Source organism: Pseudomonas sp. W5-36 (genome assembly GCF_046540455.1).
Taxonomy (GTDB): domain Bacteria; phylum Pseudomonadota; class Gammaproteobacteria; order Pseudomonadales; family Pseudomonadaceae; genus Aquipseudomonas; species Aquipseudomonas graminis_B.
In genome coordinates, this window is record NZ_JAXCIQ010000009.1 from 111,988 (window position 1) to 129,257 (window position 17,270).

The window sequence follows — 17,270 nt, forward strand, 5'->3', positions numbered from 1 at the left end:
ATAACTGTTTCAGGAAGAAAGACCGCATGAGCGATGCCATCCGCTACGAAACCGGGCCGGATCAGATCATCACGCTGACCATCGACATGCCCGGCCAGCAGGCCAATACCATGAATGCGGCGTATCGCCAGGCCATGGCGGAGACCCTTGAACGCCTGCTGGCGGACAAAGAGGCCATCGCCGGTGTGATCATCCGCTCGGCGAAGAAGACGTTCTTTGCCGGCGGAGACCTCAACGAGCTGAGTCAGATTGACGCCGCCCGCGCTGCCGCTTTCTACCAGATGACCATGGACGTCAAGGCCCAGCTTCGCGCGCTGGAAACATTCGGCAAACCGGTGGTGGCCGCCATCGAGGGTTCTGCATTGGGCGGTGGCCTGGAGCTGTGCCTGGCCTGTCACCATCGCATCGCAATCAATGGTGGCCAGGTCAGATTGGGCTTGCCGGAAGTCACCCTCGGTTTGCTTCCGGGTGGCGGCGGCACCGTGCGGCTGGTGCGCATGTTGGGGCTGGAGAAAGCCCTGCCGTTGCTGATGGAAGGCCGGACCCTGGGCGTCGATCACGGGTTGAAACTCGGTGTGATCGATCAGTTGGCCAGCGACGCCGATGACCTGATGGCCAAGGCGCGTGAATGGATTATGGCCAATCCGGCGCCGATCAAAGCCTGGGATCAACCGGGGTTTGAATTGCCCGGCGGCACGCCTGCGCACCCGAAAGTGGCGCAGATGCTGGCCGTCGCGCCGTCGATCCTGCGCAGCAAAACCTGGGGTTGTTACCCGGCGCCGGAGAAGATCCTGGCCGCCGCCGTGGAAGGCGCGCAGGTGGATTTCCATACGGCGGAGAAAATCGAGGCGCGTTACTTCACCGAGCTCGCCACCGGCCCCATCGCCAAGAACATGATCGGCAGCTGGTTTCAGCTCAACCGGGTCAAGGCGGCTGAGGCGCGGCCCAAGGCGCCGCCGGTGTTCAACATGCGCAAGGTCGGCATTCTCGGGGCGGGGTTAATGGGTGGCGGCATCGCCTATATCACGGCGGTGGCGGGCGTCAGCGTGATCCTCAAGGACGTCAACCTGGCGGCGGCGCAGAAGGGCAAGGATTACTCGGCGCGGTTGCTGAACAAGCAGGTTGCCAACGGTCGCCTCACCGAGGCTCAGCGCGACGCCGTGCTGAGCCGAATCAAGCCGACCGGCCGCGACAGCGATCTCGAAGGTTGCGACCTGATCATCGAGGCGGTATTCGAGAATCGCGAGCTGAAAGCGCAGGTCAGCGCCGCCGCCGAGCAGGTGGTGGTGCCCAATGCGGTGATTGCGTCCAACACCTCGACGCTGCCCATTACCGGGCTGGCCAGCGCCATCAGCCGGCAAGAGCGCTTCATCGGCCTGCATTTTTTCAGCCCGGTGGAGAAGATGCGCCTGGTGGAAATCATCAAGGGCGCACGCACCAACGACATGACCCTGGCGCGGGCCTTCGATTTCGTTCAGCAGATCGGCAAGACCGCGATTCTGGTCAACGACACGCGCGGCTTCTTCACCTCGCGGGTGTTCGCCACCTATGCCGATGAAGGCATTGCCATGCTCGGCGAGGGCGTCAGTGCGCCGATGATCGAGACCGAGGCGCGCAAGGCCGGGATGCCCGTGGGGCCGCTGGCGGTGTCCGACGAGGTGTCGTTGAGGCTGATGAGCCAGATTCGCCAGCAGACGCGCAAGGACCTGGCCGAGCAGGGCGTTGAGCTGGCCGGGCATCCGGCCGACGCGGTCATCGAGCAGCTGCTGCATGAATTTGATCGCGCAGGGAAAACCTCCGGCGGCGGTTTTTACGACTACCCCGACGGCGCGCCCAAGCACTTGTGGCCAGAGTTGAAAATCCGGTTCGAGAAGCCCGACGCACAGATCAGTGGTCAGGATATTCGCGACCGCTTGCTGTTCATCCAGGCCCTCGAAACGGTGCGCTGCATGGAGGAGGGTGTGCTGCGCTCAACAGCGGACGCCAACGTTGGTTCGATGCTCGGGATCGGCTTTCCGGCCTGGACCGGTGGGGCGTTGCAGTTCATCAATCAATACGGGCTGAAGCTGTTTATTAACCGCGCCCGCGCCTTGGCTGAGCGCTACGGCGAGCGCTTTCAACCGCCTGCGCTGCTGTTGCAGAAAGCCGAGGAAGGGACGCTGTTCTAGCGAAGACTCCTCGCTGTGCCATATCAAGGGTTGGGACAGCGTGGGTTCAGCTGAACACGGCGCACTGCCTCAACTGGGCCTTGCCTTGCCCTGGCCTTCAAGGCAGGCTTGGCCCACGCATTTTCGCTTTTGTCGCTTCAGGGACTTTTATGTCGTTACGCATCTGCATTCTGGAAACCGACGTACTTCGCCCGGAACTGGTCGATCAATACCAGGGTTACGGGCGGATGTTCGAGAAACTCTTCGCGCGCCAGCCGGTGCCAGCGGAATTTGTCGTCTACAACGTCATGCAGGGCGATTACCCGCCAGATGACGAGCCGTTCGACGCGTATCTGATCACCGGCTCCAAGGCTGATTCCTTCGGCACCGATCCGTGGATCGAAACCCTGAAGACGTATCTGCTCGACCGCTACAAGCGCGGCGACAAGTTGCTGGGTGTGTGTTTCGGCCATCAGTTGCTGGCACTGCTGCTGGGCGGCAAGACCGAGCGCGCGCCACAGGGGTGGGGCGTCGGCATTCATCATTACAACCTCGCACCCACTCAACCGTGGATGACGCCGGCGCTGGACAAGCTCACGCTGCTAATCAGCCATCAGGATCAGGTCACTGCGCTGCCCGAAGGCGCGACGGTCATTGCCACCAGCGAGTTCTGCCCGTTTGCTGCTTATCACATCAACGACCAGGTGCTGTGCTTCCAGGGGCATCCGGAATTCATCCACGACTACTCGCGCACGCTGCTCGACATCCGCCAGGACGCCCTGGGCGAACAGGTCTACGGCAAAGGCATCGCCAGCCTGGAAGAAGACCACCACGGCACGGCGGTGGCGGAATGGATGATGCGGTTTGTGGCGAACAAGCGGCCGGTGAGCTAAAGCGCTGTTTTGCCGGGTGCAATAACCAGGCAGGACCGGCTTCAGCTGGATCGCCCGTAGGACCGGCTTCAGCCGGGAAGGGGTCAGTTGCCACGCTGCAAAATTGATGGTGCTCACGCTGGCCTCTTCCCGGCTAAAGCCGTTCCCACAGTCGTAGGCGTATTCGAAGCCGGTGCCACAGCCGTAAGCACATTCAAAAGCCTCAAAGCCAACCCGACCGCTTGAAGCTGGCAAACAAGATCCCGCACCCGCCGACGATCACCCCCAACACCATGTAATACCCGTAGTGCCAGGTCAGCTCGGGCATGTTCTCGAAGTTCATCCCATAGATCCCGGCGATGGCGGTGGGGAAGGCCAGGATCGCGGCCCAGGCGGCAAATTTGCGCTGGGTCAGGCTCTGCCGCGAAGACTCCAGCAGCAGGCTGATTTCGATGGTTTGGCTGGCGATGTCGCGCAGGTTGGAAAGGTCTTCCATCTGCCGCTTAACGTGGATTTCCACGTCGCGGAAGTACGGGCGCATGTTCTTGTCGATGAAGGGGAAGCTGAGCTTCTGCAGCTCCTCGCCAATCTCGACCATGGGCGCCACGTAACGGCGCAGGCGCAGCAGGTCCCGACGCAGCGAGTGGATGCGGTGGATGTCGGCTTCGTTGAGGTCCTTGCGCAGCACGTTGTGCTCAAGCTCTTCAAGCTCGCAGTGAATCGATTCGGTGACCGGCTGGTAGTTCTCGGTAACGAAATCCAGCAGTGCGTACAGGACGAAGTCTTCCCCATGTTCCAGCAGCAACGGCCGGGCTTCGCAGCGCTGACGCACCAGGCCATAGGACTTCGAGTCACCGTTGCGCGAGGTGATGACATAGCCCTTGCCGGCGAAAATATGGGTTTCGATGAAGATCAGCTTGCCGTTCTCGCGAATCGGCGCGTAGGTCACGATGAACAGCGCGTCACCAAAAGTCTCCAGCTTCGGCCGGCTGTGGACTTCCAGCGCGTCTTCGATGGCCAGCTCGTGCAGATTGAACTGCCGTTGCAGCGTGGTCAGTTCTTCGAGGCCCGGATGCTCCAGGCCGATCCAGACGAAATGCCCGGGTTTCGCCGCCCAGGCTGCGCCTTCGTCGAGGGCAATATTGGTGACTTTCTTTCCCGCACTGTAAACCGCAGCGGCAACCACTCGACCCATAATGTCTGCTTCTTCTTTTAGGGAAAACTCACGCGCAGCTTAGCGCGCTCCCTGATCAGAGTCGGCGGATTTAAACGAGTTCGCAGGTTTTTTCAGTGCCGTTCAGCGTCTGTTGGGAGGGTAGCCGCGCAGCCTCGGACTTGCGCGTCCATGCTGGCGATGCAGGCTTGCATCTGGCCGTGGCACAGCGCGATGAGTTGAGGGATATCGTCGCCGGTGAGGTTTGCGGTCGGGATCGCGGGCAGCGTGCGGATGATCACCTCGCCGCTGTTCCATCGGTTCAACGCCATGCTGCGCACGTAGGTGCTCACGCACACAGGCACAATGGGCACACCGGCTTTGATCGCCATCTGAAACGCCCCGCGCTTGAACGGCATCAGCCCTTCGCCCTTGTTGCGCGTGCCTTCAGGGAACACCCAGATGGACGTGTCCTTGTGCTGCAGGGTGTCGGTGGTCTGGAGAATGGCGCGGCGTGCCTTCTGCGGATTGCCTCGGTCGATCAGCACGTTGCCCGCCAGCCAGAAAAGCTGGCCAAAAAACGGCACCCACTTGAGACTTTTTTTGCCGATGCAGACCGTGCGCGGCGGCACGATGTTGCCGAGGACAAACAAATCGTAGTTGGACTGATGGTTACAGATGATCACGCAGGGCCTGGTCTGCTCGAACTGCGGGCTGAGCTGGGTGTTCAGGCGCAGCCCGAGAATGCCCATGGCGGGGAGGGCGTAGAGGCGAGCACACAGACGGCTGTTGTCAGGGTTGAACGGGCGGCACAGGCCAAGTAAAAGCCCCAGTGCGCCTGCGATGAGAAAGTGCAGGCCCATCAACAACATACGCAGTACGAACAGCATGCAAACCACCCGGTAGGCGAAAAGCCGCGCAGTGTACGGATGTACACTGGAATCGGCAATCGCCCACAGGGCGGGCGGGGGATCAGGAATTTAACGGGATGTTTCAGCGGGAACGCGCTGCCGGGAATGCAGCGCGTTGTCAGGGCTACCTCAGAGCGGGATCTGGCGATCCAGCTCGATAGCCCGGTCGAGGGTCTCGAGAAATGCCTTGCGCACTTTCAGTTTGGTCTGCTTGTGGGCCCGCATGTTGATCTTCTTCATCTGCAGCGCCACGGCGCGCGCGGCCCCGGTGAGTTGTTCCGGTGCGACCACCTTGTCGAAGAACCCGGCTTGCAGCGCGCCCTGGGGATCGAACATCTCGCCGCAGATCACCGAGCGACCGAAGGCACTTTTGCGCAGGCGATCACGGGCCAGTTCGATGCCGGCATGGTGCATGGTCATGCCGATCTGCACCTCGTTCAGACCGATGCTGAACGGGCCTTCGACGCCAATACGGTAATCCGCCGACAGCAGCAGAAACGCGCCTTTCGCTACAGCATGACCGCCGCACGCGACCACGACCGGGAACGGGAACGACAGCATTCGCCGCGCCAGGGTTGAGCCTTCGGCGACCAGGGCCATGGCGGCTTCCGGCGACGAGGTCATGATTTTCAGGTCATACCCGCCGGAGAGAATTCCCGGCTGACCGGTGATGATCACCACGGCACGGTCCTGCTCGGCGCGGTCCAGTGCGGCATTGAACGCGGCGACCACGTCGTTGCTGATGGCGTTGACCTTGCCGTTGGTCAGGGTCAGCGTCGCAACGCCGTCATCCAGTTGATAGGCGACCAAATCACTCATGGCGCGAGTCCTTTTTTGTTTTGAAGTGGCGCAGACGTTACTCACCCGGCAGGGCAAGGTAAAGCGTAAAGGATGACTGGCAAGTCAGGGGGCGGGCCGCCAGGTCTGGCGACCCTGAGAGGGAACGGGGCGGTTAAACCTCGACTTCATTCAGTTCGCAGTACTCATCCCAGTCCATGTCCAGTGCCTCGGCCGCTTCCTTGTGCGTAGCCAGACGCAGTTCCTTCAATTGCTCGGGGGTTTCGGCAATGAAGGTCAGCGCCAGCTCCCAAGTCGGGATGCCTTGGGCTTCGGCTTCGTCTTCGAAAGCCCAGAGGGTTTGCTGCTGCTGTTCTTTCGGGCTCAAATCCTGGATTTCAGCCTGCAACATCGGATTGGTCACGATGTACTTCGCCAAGGCAGCTTCGGTCCAGTCGTTTGCGTTCATGCGGGGGTGATCTCCTGTGGGTCGAGCTGACGTGTTGCGGTGGGTGGGATGCTGCTGAGGTCATGAGCCAAGCGGCGATTGTGCGTGATGTGCATCACTGGCGCCAGTCACAGGCGACCCGTCGGTCGGTGTAGCCCGGGGCTTGGATCGCTGAACGAATAGCGCCGCCGCGGACACATAAAAAGGGCCCGCCTTGCAGCGAGCCCGCGGGCAACGGCGTCGGACTGTCAACCGATCGCCATCGGCTTCTTCATATTACGGCGCGCGTTATTGCCGAGCAGCGGGTGCGGACCCTGAGCACCATACACGCCGACCGGTTCCGGGAAGGTGCGCAGCAGGGTGATGTACAACAGCGTCGCCAGGCCAAGGGTGATCGGCAGGCTGATGTCGATACCGCCCGCCAGATTGCCCAGTGGACCGACAAACTGCCCTGGCAAGTTGACGAAGCACAGGCCCACTGCCGCGCTTGGCAGCCACGCGCCCAGCCCGCGCCAGTTCCAGCCATGCTCGAACCAGTAGTGTCCGCCGCTCTGGCCACGGGTGAACACTTGCAGGTCCGCCGGATGATAGAAGCCACGGCGTACGATCAGGCCCAGGACCATGATGACGATCCACGGCGAGGTGCAGGTGACGATCAGCACCGCGAAGGTCGACACGCTTTGCACCAGATTGAAGGCGAAACGGCCGATGAAGATGAAGGCAATCGCAGCGATGCCGATGAGAATCGTCGCTTGGGCGCGATTGAGCAGGCGCGGAAACATGCTCGACAGGTCCAGCCCGGTGCCGTAGAGCGACGTCGTGCCGGTCGACATCCCGCCGATGATCGCAATCAGGCACACCGGCAGAAAGAACCAACTGGGCGAGACCGTCAGCAGGCCGCCGACGTAGTTGTTGTCCGTGATGTATTGCGGCGCCTGGGTGGCCACGATGGTCGCCGTGCACAGCCCAAACAGGAACGGAATCAGCGTGCAGATCTGCGCCAAGAACACCGACGCCATGATGCGTTTTTTCGACGTCTGCCGTGGGATATAGCGCGACCAGTCACCGAGAAATGCACCGAACGACACCGGATTGCTCATCGCCAGAAGCGCAGCCCCGATGAACGCTGCCCAGAACCCTTCGCTGCCCCGATTGACCGTGCCAGCAAAGCCCGCATCGAAGCTGCCGCCGAAGGCAAAGAGGCCGAGCAGGAACAACAGGCTGGAAGCGAAGACCGCGATCTTGTTGACCCACAGCATGAAGCGGAAACCGTAAATGCACACCGCCAACACCAGTACGGCAAACACGCCGTAGGCCAACGCCAGGGTGACGTCGTTTTCCGGCAGGCCGACCATGCGTTTGGCGCCGCCGATCAACGCATCCCCCGAGCTCCAGACCGACAGCGAGAAGAACGCGACCGCCGTGAGCAGCGACAGGAACGAGCCGACGATGCGTCCGTGAACGCCAAAATGCGCGCCGGATGAAACCGCGTTGTTGGTGCCGTTGAGGGCGCCAAACAGACCCATCGGCGCAAGGATGATCGACCCGAGCACGACGCCCAACAGGATGGCCCAGACGCCGGCCTGGAACGACAGGCCGAACAGCACCGGAAAGCTGCCCAACACTGCCGTGGCGAACGTGTTGGCGCCGCCGAAGGTCAGACGAAACAGGTCGAGGGGCGCAGCGTCGCGCTGATGATCGGGGATCTGTTCGACCCCGAAGGTTTCGATCGTGGTGGTGGGGTGAGCCATGGGAGGTTCCTGCGCGCTGTCGTGTTGTTATGGGGCCGGCGAAAAGCGCTGGCCCGTTATCTCGACCGGTGAACCCGATCGTGGCATTGGCAGTGGTCGGCATTGCGACCCTGAATCAGGTGAAGCAGTGGGTGGTGCGTACGGCAGCCTCTGAGGGCCACTCGCCATTGATTGCGCGTCGCGCTAGTGGGTTTTCACGGACAGGTGTTCGTGGCACGCCAGCCAGCGCGCGCCATATTGCCGAAAGACAATGGTTTCACGTTCGCTGGAATGGCTTTCCTGATCGCCGAAGCGGACGTGGGTGTCGACGTCGTGCATGAAAATCGCGGTCTCACCCTGCAGGCAGATGTGCGCGTTGCGCGATTGGCAACCCAGCACCGCAAAGCCGTCGGCCTGCCAGCCGGCCCACACATCGCGGTAAGCGGCGCGTGACGGCAGGGGCGCAGGCAGCGTGTGAAAGAGGAAAGTGGCGTCTTCGGCGAATGCGGCGAAGTAGGCGTCCGTGTTGTTGCTGGCGAACGCGTCGATGAGCGCTTGTGCCGCGTGTTGAACGGCGTCGTGGCGGGTGTCGTGGCGGGTGTCGGTGGAGGTCATGGCCGGCTCGTTTTTGTGATTCTGGCGATGGGGCCCGACTGTAAGCAGCTGTCACGGGGCGTCACATCGGCGCCGGTAAAAACTTAGTTCAGAAAATCGAGAAGTAACGGTGAGCGGCAAGCCTTAAGCGGCAAGCCGTAACTAAGCAATAAGCAGGCAACGCTGTCAGTTTCCTGAGGATTTCATCAGGCCGCTTTTGACCGGCTGACGAACCCGGCCGCCGGAGGGGTCGAAGCAGGCACTGTCGTAACGAGGGGCGACGCAGGTCGAGGGAAGGCCAGGGGGAGGGGGGCGAATGCTTTGCAGGCGATCGGCGATCTCCCGCTCGTTGGTGATGATGAGCTTTCGGCGTCGGCTGACTTGCAGAATTTCAGTGGCGTTTTTGTTCAGGCGATAGGGAAAATCAGTCTCTTCCCACTCGCTGGAAAGCCGGGACGGAGGCGGGCGCTGTACCGTGGATTCGCCCACGTAAGTCGGGCAAGGGCTTTGGGCGAAACTGATGGCGCCGTTGGCGGCGACGCATTTGAACACGTCGGCGTTTACCATACCGGACAAGGGCAACATTATGGCCGTCAGGCACAGCGCTGGAAATCTGATCATCGAAACCTCCCTGGATGGCGCAAGGCTACCATCTGAGAGGTTCGGCTGTCAGTCACGCTGATCGGGATCAGTGGGTTTCGTGGGCGGCTTTCTGGACTTTCGCCAGGGCGAGTGCCGCGAACATGTCGGCGTCGCTTTGCAACACCCTCAGGTGGTCTTCGACATGATCAGCGCTTGCGCGCGGTTCTTCGGAATTCACCAAACGGGTCACTTCGCACAATGCATTGGCCGTGATCCACAGGCTCTGGCGCAGCTGGCTGATGATTTTCACCATGCTTTCCGAGCTGTCGAGATCGGCTGCACCCTCCATGTCCTGGTCTGTCTGCACCGTCGAAAAGGTGGGCATTTCAGCGCGGGCCGAGGGGTCGACCCCAGTGACAACGCGGTTAATGTCCACTCCGGCGGCGGCGATCTTGAACAGATAATCCGCCCTGGGCAATCGCTGCCCGCTCTCGTAATGCCCCTGAGCGTTGGCTTCCACACCACCGATAGCGCCCAGCGCGCTTTGTGTCAATTTCAGACGTTTTCGTTCTTGGCGCAAACGTTTGCCGATGCCATTCATCTACCTTCTCCTGCGAATTCGCACCCTGCAGATGTCTCTTGCGGGTGCGCAATGGGGGCCGGAATACGGACTGTTTTCTGTTGGTGTAGCGCTAGCCGTTAACGGGAATTGGAGTCATTCCCACGTACAACGGGTAGACCTTAGCTGCTAAGACACCCAAATGGCGATTTTTCCGACGCTTTGCGTGGAAAAATAAACGCGGGGCGATTCTAGTTATTCTATTGGGTCGGGTCACGTGTTGGTGACATGGGGGAATGGCGGGGGCATGGCGAGATACCTCACAGTTGTTTCAGTCGATGAAAGAACTGTGGGAGCGAGCTTGCTCGCGAAGATCGTGTTTAATCTGCAGAGTAGTCAACGGTTGAAATGCCGTCTTCGTGGGCAGGGTCACTCGCGCATAGACAGTGGTTGCCACGCACCACAAACAAAAATCCCCGCACGCCAGAAGCGTTGCGGGGATCTTTTTAATGTGGCGGTGAAGGAGAGATTCGAACTCTCGATACAATTTCTTGTATACACACTTTCCAGGCGTGCTCCTTAAGCCACTCGGACACTTCACCGTATCTCTTCAGACGTTCAGTCTGTAGAGGCGCGCTAATGTAGTCGAAAGCTTTGGCGAAGGCAAAACTTTTTTTCAGAATTTTCATGCGCTTAAGCAAAAAAGTCCGAGGCCCCGGCTCCTGAACGAGGTCCGGGGCTTCGTGTCGGTGGCGAGTGCGCGGGGATCAGGCGCCGAAGCCGCCGTCGATGGTCAGGCTGGCGCCGGTGACATAGCCCGCTTCGGGGCCGGCGAGGTAGGCGACCATCGCGGCGATTTCTTCGGACTTGCCGTAGCGCGGGATGGCCATCAGGCCCATCAGTGTTTCGGCGAACTCGCCGTCGGCCGGGTTCATGTCGGTGTCGACCGGGCCGGGCTGGACGTTGTTGATGGTGATGCCGCGCGGACCGAGGTCGCGGGCCAGGCCCTTGGTCAGGCCGACCAGCGCCGATTTGCTCATCGCGTAGACGCCGCCTCCGGCGAAGGGCATGCGGTCGGCGTTGGTGCTGCCGATGTTGATGATGCGACCGCCTTCTTTCATGTGACGCGCCGCTTCCTGACTGGCGATGAACACGCTGCGCACGTTGACCGCCAGGGTTCGGTCGAAGTCTTCGAGGGTGAATTCGTCGAGCGGCGCGATGGCCAGCACACCGGCGTTATTGACGAGGATGTCGAGGCCGCCGAAGGTCTTCACGGTCTCGGCGACGGCGTCGCGGATGTTTTCGGCGTTGGCGCTGTCGGCCTGGATCGCCAGGGCTTTGCCGCCGGCTGCGGTGATGCTGTCTTGCAGTTCCCGGGCTTTGGCTTCGGAGCTGACGAAGGTGAACGCCACCGCTGCGCCTTGTTCGACCAGACGCTTGACGATCGCAGCGCCGATACCGCGCGAGCCGCCTTGTACCAGTGCTGTTTTACCGATCAGATTGGTGGGATGAGTCATGTCGATCTCCTTTAGGCCTGAGTGCTCAGTCGTGGGTGGATGGGCAACAGTATCTGCGCTCCGTGGCTCGCGCGGTAACCGGTGGTCGAGATAGTCTGGGTAAACCGGAGGTCGTGAGTGAAGGCGATGAAATACTTTCAACGCGCCTTGGTCTTCACGGCACTGACGTCTTCAAAGGGGACAACATGCACATCCAACCGAAAGCCGCCCTGGTCCTCATCGACATGCAGCAGGGCATCAACCACCCGAAATTGGGCCAGCGCAACAACCCGGACGCCGAGCAGCGGATGCTTGAGCTGCTGGGCGCGTGGCGCGACAGCGGGCGCACGGTGATTCACGTGCGGCATTTCTCCCGCTCACCGGACTCGGTGTTCTGGCCGCAGCAGTCCGGCGTGGAGTTTCAACCGGCGTTTATGCCGTGGGATGACGAAGGCGAGCTGCACAAACAGGTGCCCGACGCGTTCTGCCATTCGGCGCTGGAAGGTTGGCTGCGTGCGGACGGGATCAATCAGGTGGTGATCGTTGGCGTGGTGACCAACAATTCCGTGGAGTCCACCGCGCGCACTGGCGGCAATCTCGGCTTCGAGGTCATCGTGCCCCATGACGCCTGCTTCACCTTCGACGGCGCGGACTTCTTCGGGCAATCGCGCAGTGCCGAAGACATCCACGCCATGTCGCTGGCCAACCTGCACGGTGAGTACGCGCAGGTGATGGCGACCGAGGCGGTTCTGCGAGCGCTCAGTTAACCCGCATGTCAAGGCTCAACGCGCGGCTCAGGCGTGCTGCACACCCGCGCGCTTGAGCAGCTTTTTGCAGCGTTCCGACAGATGCACGACACGCAGGTGTTTGCCCGCCTTCTGGTAGCGCTCGCGCAGGGTTTTCAGCGCCGCGATGGCGGAATAGTCCACGAAGATCAGATGACGGCAGTCCAGGCTGACCTGTTGCGGATCGTTGACGTGATCGAACTGATCCAGGAAGGGCGTGGTGGAGGCGAAGAACAGCGTGCCGTGCAGGTGATACATCTTGCTGCCGTCCGGCTCGGTGTGGCTGTCGGCGTACAGCTCGCGGGCCTGTTGCCAGGCGAAATTCAGCGCCGCCACCAGGATGCCGAACAGCACGGCGGTGGCCAGGTCGGTGAGGACGGTGACGATGGTCACGGCAATGATTGCGAAGACATCGTTCAGCGGGACTTTGCGCAGCACGCGCAAGGACGCCCAGGCGAACGTCTGCTGGGCCACCACGAACATCACGCCGACCAGCGCCGCCAGGGGAATGCGCTCGATGAGGGGCGACAGGAACAGCACGAACATCAGGATCATTACCCCGGCGACGATGCCGGACAGACGACCGCGGCCGCCGGAACTCAGGTTGATCACGGTCTGGCCGATCATCGCGCAGCCGCCCATGCCGCCGCACAGGCCCGAAGCCAGGTTGGCGACGCCGAGGGCGACGCACTCGCGGTCGGGGTAGCCGCGGCTCTCGGTGATTTCGTCGGTGAGGTTCAGGGTCAGCAGGGTTTCCAGCAGACCGACCAGCGCCATGAGTATCGCGTAGGGCGCGATGATCTGCAGGGTCTCCAGATCCCACGGCACGTCCGGCAGCGACAGGCTCGGCAGACCGCCGGCGATGTGCGCCATGTCGCCGAGGGTGCGCGTCGGCAGGTCGAACAGGTACACCAGCAGGCCGACGCCGAGGATGGCGACCAGCGCCGGCGGCACCGAGCGGGTCAGGCGCGGCAGCAGGTACACCACCGCCATGGTCAGCGCCACCAGGCCGATCATCAGGTACAGCGGCGTGCCGCTGAGCCAGGATTCGCCGCTTTTGAAATGCTCCAGCTGCGCCATCGCGATAACGATGGCAAGGCCGTTGACGAAGCCGAGCATGACCGGATACGGCACCATTCGCACCAGTTTGCCCAGGCGCAGCAGTCCGAACGCGATCATCACCAACCCGCCCAGCAACACCGTCGCCAGCAGGTACTGCACGCCGTGTTGCACCACCAGCGCCACGATGACCACGGCCATCGAACCCGCCGCGCCGGAGACCATGCCGGGACGCCCGCCGAACAGCGCGGTCAGCGTACAGATGATAAAGGCCCCATACAGGCCCATCAGCGGGTTGAGGTGCGCGACCAGCGCGAAGGCGATGCACTCGGGCACCAGGGCAAAAGAGGTGGTGAGTCCGGCGAGGACATCGGCGCGAAGACGGGCGGGTTTCATGACATTCCTGAAGGGCGGTGGGCAAAAGGAGGGGATGTTACGGAATGTAAGCGGCGACGGCCAGTCGCAGGAATGCCGCACCCTGCTGCCTTTCACTCATTCTTCATGTGTCCTGTCGCGGCCGATTATGTAACGATGTTTGACTCAAACAGCTCGCCGATTCCTGTCGCCCAGGCTCGGCACGTCATCAAGGACAGAACACGGATGCTCGCTGCGCTCAGACACTACCCGGCTTCGGTCAATCTCCTGCTTTCGTCGTCGTTGTTTCTGACGCTGGGCAGGGCGATTACTCTGCCGTACCTGGTGATTTACCTTTCTTCGAATTTCGTCCTGGGCATGAGCGACATCGGCATGGTCGTCGGCGGAGCGCTGATTGCCGGCTCATTGCTGAGTCTGTACGGTGGCTACCTCACCGACAAACTGTCCAGCTACCGGCTGATTCTGTGCTTCACCGGGTTCTTCGTCGCCGGCTTCATCGGCATGTGCGTGACCAGCAAGCTGTGGCTGTTCTTCCTGTTTCTGGTGTCGTTCAATTTCGCGTATTCGGTCATTGATATCGTGGTCAAGGCGGCATTCGGCAAGCTGCTGCCGGTGGCCGAGCAGAGCAAGGTGTTCTCGGTGCGCTACACGCTGATCAACATCGGCTATGCGGTCGGGCCGTTCATTGGCGCAGGGCTGGCGCACTGGAACATGAAGCTGCCGTTCGTGATGTCGGCCGCGCTGGGCCTGGGTTTCCTGGTGGTGTACGCGATGTACGGGGACCGCAAGCTGAGCTCGGCGGACCCGGCCAATGCGCCGATTTCCTTCATCGCCGTCGGACGCATCCTGCTCAAGGACTACCGACTGGTGTGCTTCACCATCGGCGGCGTGCTCAGCGCGGTGGTGTTCGGGCAGTTCACGGCGTACCTCTCGCAATACCTGGTGACCACCAGTACGCCGGAATTTACCTATCAGGTGATCAGCTCGGTGGTCGCGGTGAACGCCGCCGTGGTGATCTGCTTGCAGTACCTGGTCGGCAAACGCATCAGCCATGAGTACCTGAATCAGTGGCTGACCGCGGGTTTCAGCCTGTTCCTGATGGGCGTGGTGGGGTTCGCCCTATCCACGACGGTGCTGCACTGGTCGCTGGCGGTGGCGGTGTTCACCCTCGGCGAGATCATCGTGTTTCCCGCCGAGTACATGTTCATCGACCGCATCGCGCCCACTCATTTGCGCGGCATGTATTACGGCGCGCAAAACCTCTCCAACCTCGGCGGCGCGCTGGGGCCGGTGCTGTGCGGCTTCGCACTGGCGACCCAGTCGGCGCATTTCATGTTCTACATGCTGGCGGCGTTCATTATCGCCGGCGGCTGCTTCTATCTGTTGGGCGCCTCGTATTCCAGACGCCACGACCAAAATTCCACTGCGCAGTGAAGCGTTTCGATGACCGTTCTGTCTCCACTTGAGGCCTGGCAGCAGGCCGTTGATGCCCAGGGCTTTCAGCCGGACGAGGCCCAGCGCAGTGCCGTGTTGCACTTGCAGGCGTGCTGGCAGGGGCTGAACGACGGCAAGCGCGGCCACGCGGTCAAGGGCGTTTATCTGTGGGGCCCGGTGGGGCGTGGCAAGACCTGGCTCATGGACCGTTTTTACGAAGGCCTGCAGGTCCCGGCCCGGCGCCAGCATTTTCATCACTTCATGCGGTGGGTGCATCAGCGGCTGTTCCAGCTGACTGGCGTGGCCAAACCCCTTCAGGTGCTGGCCCGGGAGCTGGCCCAGGACGTGCGCGTGCTGTGTTTCGACGAGTTGTTCGTCAATGACATCGGCGACGCGGTGATTCTCGGCGGCCTGTTGCGCGCGATGTTCGACGAGGGCGTGGTGCTGGTCTGCACCTCAAATCAGTTGCCCGAGCAGCTGTACGCCACGGGGCATAACCGCGAGCGTTTCGTGCCCGCTATTACAGCGATCAACCACTTCATGGAAGTGGTGTCGGTTGACGGCGGCGAGGACCACCGGTTGCACCCCGGTCAGGCTCAGCAGCGTTACTGGGTGAAGGCGGAGCAGGGGCCGAGCGCGTTGGTGGAGGTATTCGAAGCGCTGAGCAGCGGTGAGTCGGTGTCGACTCAGCCGGTTCCGCTGGGTCGTCGCCATGTGCCGGTGGTGCGCAGCAGTCGAACGGTGATTTGGTGCCGGTATGCCGTCTTGTGCGAGCAACCGCTGGCGGCGATGGATTTCATCGAGCTGTGCGATCGCTATAAAGCGGTCTTGTTGAGTGAAGTGCCGGCGTTGAGCGCGCCCCAGCGCGAAGGGCGCATTGCCCGTGGTACCGAGGATGGCGTGGAGCAGGTGACGGCGGGGGACCGCGAGCTGCCCCAGCTGTCGCCTTACGACGACGGCGTTCGGCGCTTCATCGCCTTGGTCGACGAGTGCTACGACCGCAAGGTGCCGCTGTACATAGAAGCCGCGATGCCGATGGCCGAGCTGTACACCGAAGGCTACCTGGCGTTCGCGTTCCGGCGCACGCTGAGCCGGTTGCAGGAAATGCAGCTGGCGCGCTTCGGTCATTAACGCTGCCAACGAGCAAACGTCAATTCACACGCTGTTGCGTCGCCGCTGGGCCAACACATGTTTGGCGCCTTCTCCCACCAGGACCATGACCGCCAGCCAGATGGGCAGGTAGGTCATCCATTCATCGCGGCCGATGGATTCGCCCAGCAGCAGGGCGACGCCGACCAGCAGCACCGGCTCGACGTAGCTCAGCAGGCCGAACACGCTGAACGCCAGCAGGCGGCTGGCGCGAATGTAGCTGACCAGCGCCGACGCACTGATCGCCCCCAATACCGGAATCAGCACATAGAACCGCGGGAATTGTTCCACCACCGACGGGTTGCCTTGGCAGATGAACAGCACCGCGACGGGCAGGATCAGCAGCATGTCCCACCACAGGCCGCCGAGGTTGTCGGTCTTGAGCTTGCGCCGCAGCACGAAGTACAGCGGATAACCCAGGCAGACGAGCAGGGTTTCCCAGGAAAAACTGCCCAGGCGCAGCAGTTCGTTGCCGACGCCGACGAGGGCGCAGCAGGCGGCGATTTTTTGCAGGTGGGACAGGTGTTCGCCATACACCACGCGTCCGGTGAGGATCATCGTCAGCGGCAGCAGAAAATACCCCAGTGATACTTCCAGGCTGCGGCCGTGCAGCGGCGCCCACATGAACAGCCACAATTGCGCGCCCATCAAGGTCGCTGACAACGCCATCGCCGCCAGCAGGGCAGGCGTCTGACGCACACGGGCGGCGAGGGCGCGGGCGAGTTTCCAGTCTCCGGTGGAGAGCATGAATACCGTCACGCAGGGCAGGGTCAGCAGCATGCGCCAACCGAAGATTTCTTCACCGCTCAATGGCGTGAGCAGTGAGGTGTAGTAGTACATGACCGCGAACAGGCAGGAGGCCATGACCGATAACGCAACGCCCTTGTACACAGGGGCTCCTTGTTTTCGATGCTTCAGGATTGGGGTGCAGGGATGCTTTTATCGGCGGGCTCTGATGGCGCGCTTTGATGGCACTTGTTGAGGCGCTTTTTGAGGCATAGCGCACTGCAACGGCGCAGAGTTTATCTGAGGTCGTGCCGTCGGTCCGCAGCAATCTGGTAAGCCGCAGGTGGGCTGGCAGTAAACGATGCTCGTTCGGGATCAAGATCAAGATCAAGATCAAGGTCAAGGTCAAGGTCAAGGTCAAGGTCAAGGTCAAGGTCAAGGTCAAGAGCGTCTGCCTGAGGGCAGACTGTTTC

16 protein-coding genes and 1 tRNA gene are annotated in these 17,270 nt (G+C 61.6%); 5 read left to right on the plus strand and 12 right to left on the minus strand.

What is annotated here, in order from left to right:
- Positions 1-26 precede the first annotated feature (26 nt).
- Positions 27-2,168, plus strand: a complete 2,142-nt coding sequence (locus tag SLW74_RS16430) for a 3-hydroxyacyl-CoA dehydrogenase NAD-binding domain-containing protein (RefSeq protein WP_410929518.1) — start codon at positions 27-29, stop codon at positions 2,166-2,168.
- Positions 2,169-2,317: 149 nt separating this feature from the next.
- On the plus strand, positions 2,318-3,040 hold the full coding sequence (locus tag SLW74_RS16435) for an amidotransferase (RefSeq protein WP_192134398.1): 723 nt from the start codon (positions 2,318-2,320) through the stop codon (positions 3,038-3,040).
- A gap of 202 nt (positions 3,041-3,242) precedes the next feature.
- Here the strand turns inward: SLW74_RS16435 and SLW74_RS16440 are convergent, their stop codons facing one another.
- The 10 genes from SLW74_RS16440 to SLW74_RS16485 all read right to left on the minus strand — a co-directional run bounded on the left by SLW74_RS16440 (position 3,243) and on the right by SLW74_RS16485 (position 11,290).
- Complete coding sequence (locus SLW74_RS16440) at positions 3,243-4,214, minus strand: magnesium and cobalt transport protein CorA (protein WP_065989417.1); 972 nt, start codon at positions 4,212-4,214, stop codon at positions 3,243-3,245.
- Positions 4,215-4,306: 92 nt separating this feature from the next.
- Complete coding sequence (locus tag SLW74_RS16445) at positions 4,307-5,062, minus strand: lysophospholipid acyltransferase family protein (RefSeq protein ID WP_410929519.1); 756 nt, start codon at positions 5,060-5,062, stop codon at positions 4,307-4,309.
- 150 nt (positions 5,063-5,212) lie between these two features.
- Complete coding sequence (locus SLW74_RS16450; protein ID WP_410929520.1) at positions 5,213-5,902, minus strand: crotonase/enoyl-CoA hydratase family protein; 690 nt, start codon at positions 5,900-5,902, stop codon at positions 5,213-5,215.
- A 133-nt stretch (positions 5,903-6,035) separates the two neighbouring features.
- A complete protein-coding gene (locus SLW74_RS16455) occupies positions 6,036-6,329 on the minus strand; it encodes a DUF6388 family protein (RefSeq protein WP_065989420.1) in 294 nt (97 codons plus the stop codon).
- A gap of 227 nt (positions 6,330-6,556) precedes the next feature.
- On the minus strand, positions 6,557-8,059 hold the full coding sequence (locus SLW74_RS16460; protein ID WP_410929521.1) for a purine-cytosine permease family protein: 1,503 nt from the start codon (positions 8,057-8,059) through the stop codon (positions 6,557-6,559).
- Between the two features lie 183 nt (positions 8,060-8,242).
- Positions 8,243-8,653, minus strand: a complete 411-nt coding sequence (locus SLW74_RS16465; protein ID WP_410929522.1) for a YybH family protein — start codon at positions 8,651-8,653, stop codon at positions 8,243-8,245.
- Between the two features lie 165 nt (positions 8,654-8,818).
- On the minus strand, positions 8,819-9,253 hold the full coding sequence (locus tag SLW74_RS16470) for a DUF4124 domain-containing protein (RefSeq protein WP_369319465.1): 435 nt from the start codon (positions 9,251-9,253) through the stop codon (positions 8,819-8,821).
- 67 nt (positions 9,254-9,320) lie between these two features.
- Entirely contained in the window at positions 9,321-9,815 is a 495-nt protein-coding gene (locus SLW74_RS16475; protein WP_065989425.1) for a helix-turn-helix domain-containing protein, read from the minus strand.
- Positions 9,816-10,285: 470 nt separating this feature from the next.
- Positions 10,286-10,375 (minus strand) — tRNA-Ser (locus SLW74_RS16480).
- Between the two features lie 165 nt (positions 10,376-10,540).
- Positions 10,541-11,290 (minus strand): 3-oxoacyl-ACP reductase family protein, encoded by a 750-nt coding sequence (locus tag SLW74_RS16485; RefSeq protein ID WP_410929523.1) that lies wholly within the window; start codon positions 11,288-11,290, stop codon positions 10,541-10,543.
- A gap of 185 nt (positions 11,291-11,475) precedes the next feature.
- Here SLW74_RS16485 and SLW74_RS16490 point away from each other — a divergent pair, with 185 nt between their 5' ends.
- Positions 11,476-12,036 carry a cysteine hydrolase family protein gene (locus SLW74_RS16490; protein WP_410929524.1) on the plus strand — a complete coding sequence of 187 codons (561 nt, stop codon included), beginning with the start codon at positions 11,476-11,478 and terminating at the stop codon, positions 12,034-12,036.
- A gap of 27 nt (positions 12,037-12,063) precedes the next feature.
- Here the strand turns inward: SLW74_RS16490 and SLW74_RS16495 are convergent, their stop codons facing one another.
- Positions 12,064-13,509: a SulP family inorganic anion transporter gene (locus SLW74_RS16495; protein ID WP_410929525.1), complete on the minus strand. Its 1,446-nt coding sequence runs from the start codon at positions 13,507-13,509 to the stop codon at positions 12,064-12,066.
- A 204-nt stretch (positions 13,510-13,713) separates the two neighbouring features.
- Here SLW74_RS16495 and SLW74_RS16500 point away from each other — a divergent pair, with 204 nt between their 5' ends.
- Together SLW74_RS16500 and zapE are read left to right on the plus strand one after the other, a co-directional pair.
- Positions 13,714-14,922, plus strand: a complete 1,209-nt coding sequence (locus tag SLW74_RS16500) for an MFS transporter (RefSeq protein ID WP_410929526.1) — start codon at positions 13,714-13,716, stop codon at positions 14,920-14,922.
- Positions 14,923-14,931: 9 nt separating this feature from the next.
- Complete coding sequence (zapE, locus tag SLW74_RS16505; RefSeq protein ID WP_410929527.1) at positions 14,932-16,053, plus strand: cell division protein ZapE; 1,122 nt, start codon at positions 14,932-14,934, stop codon at positions 16,051-16,053.
- Between the two features lie 24 nt (positions 16,054-16,077).
- Here the strand turns inward: zapE and rarD are convergent, their stop codons facing one another.
- Positions 16,078-16,962 carry an EamA family transporter RarD gene (rarD, locus tag SLW74_RS16510; RefSeq protein WP_192134380.1) on the minus strand — a complete coding sequence of 295 codons (885 nt, stop codon included), beginning with the start codon at positions 16,960-16,962 and terminating at the stop codon, positions 16,078-16,080.
- Positions 16,963-17,270: the final 308 nt, after the last annotated feature.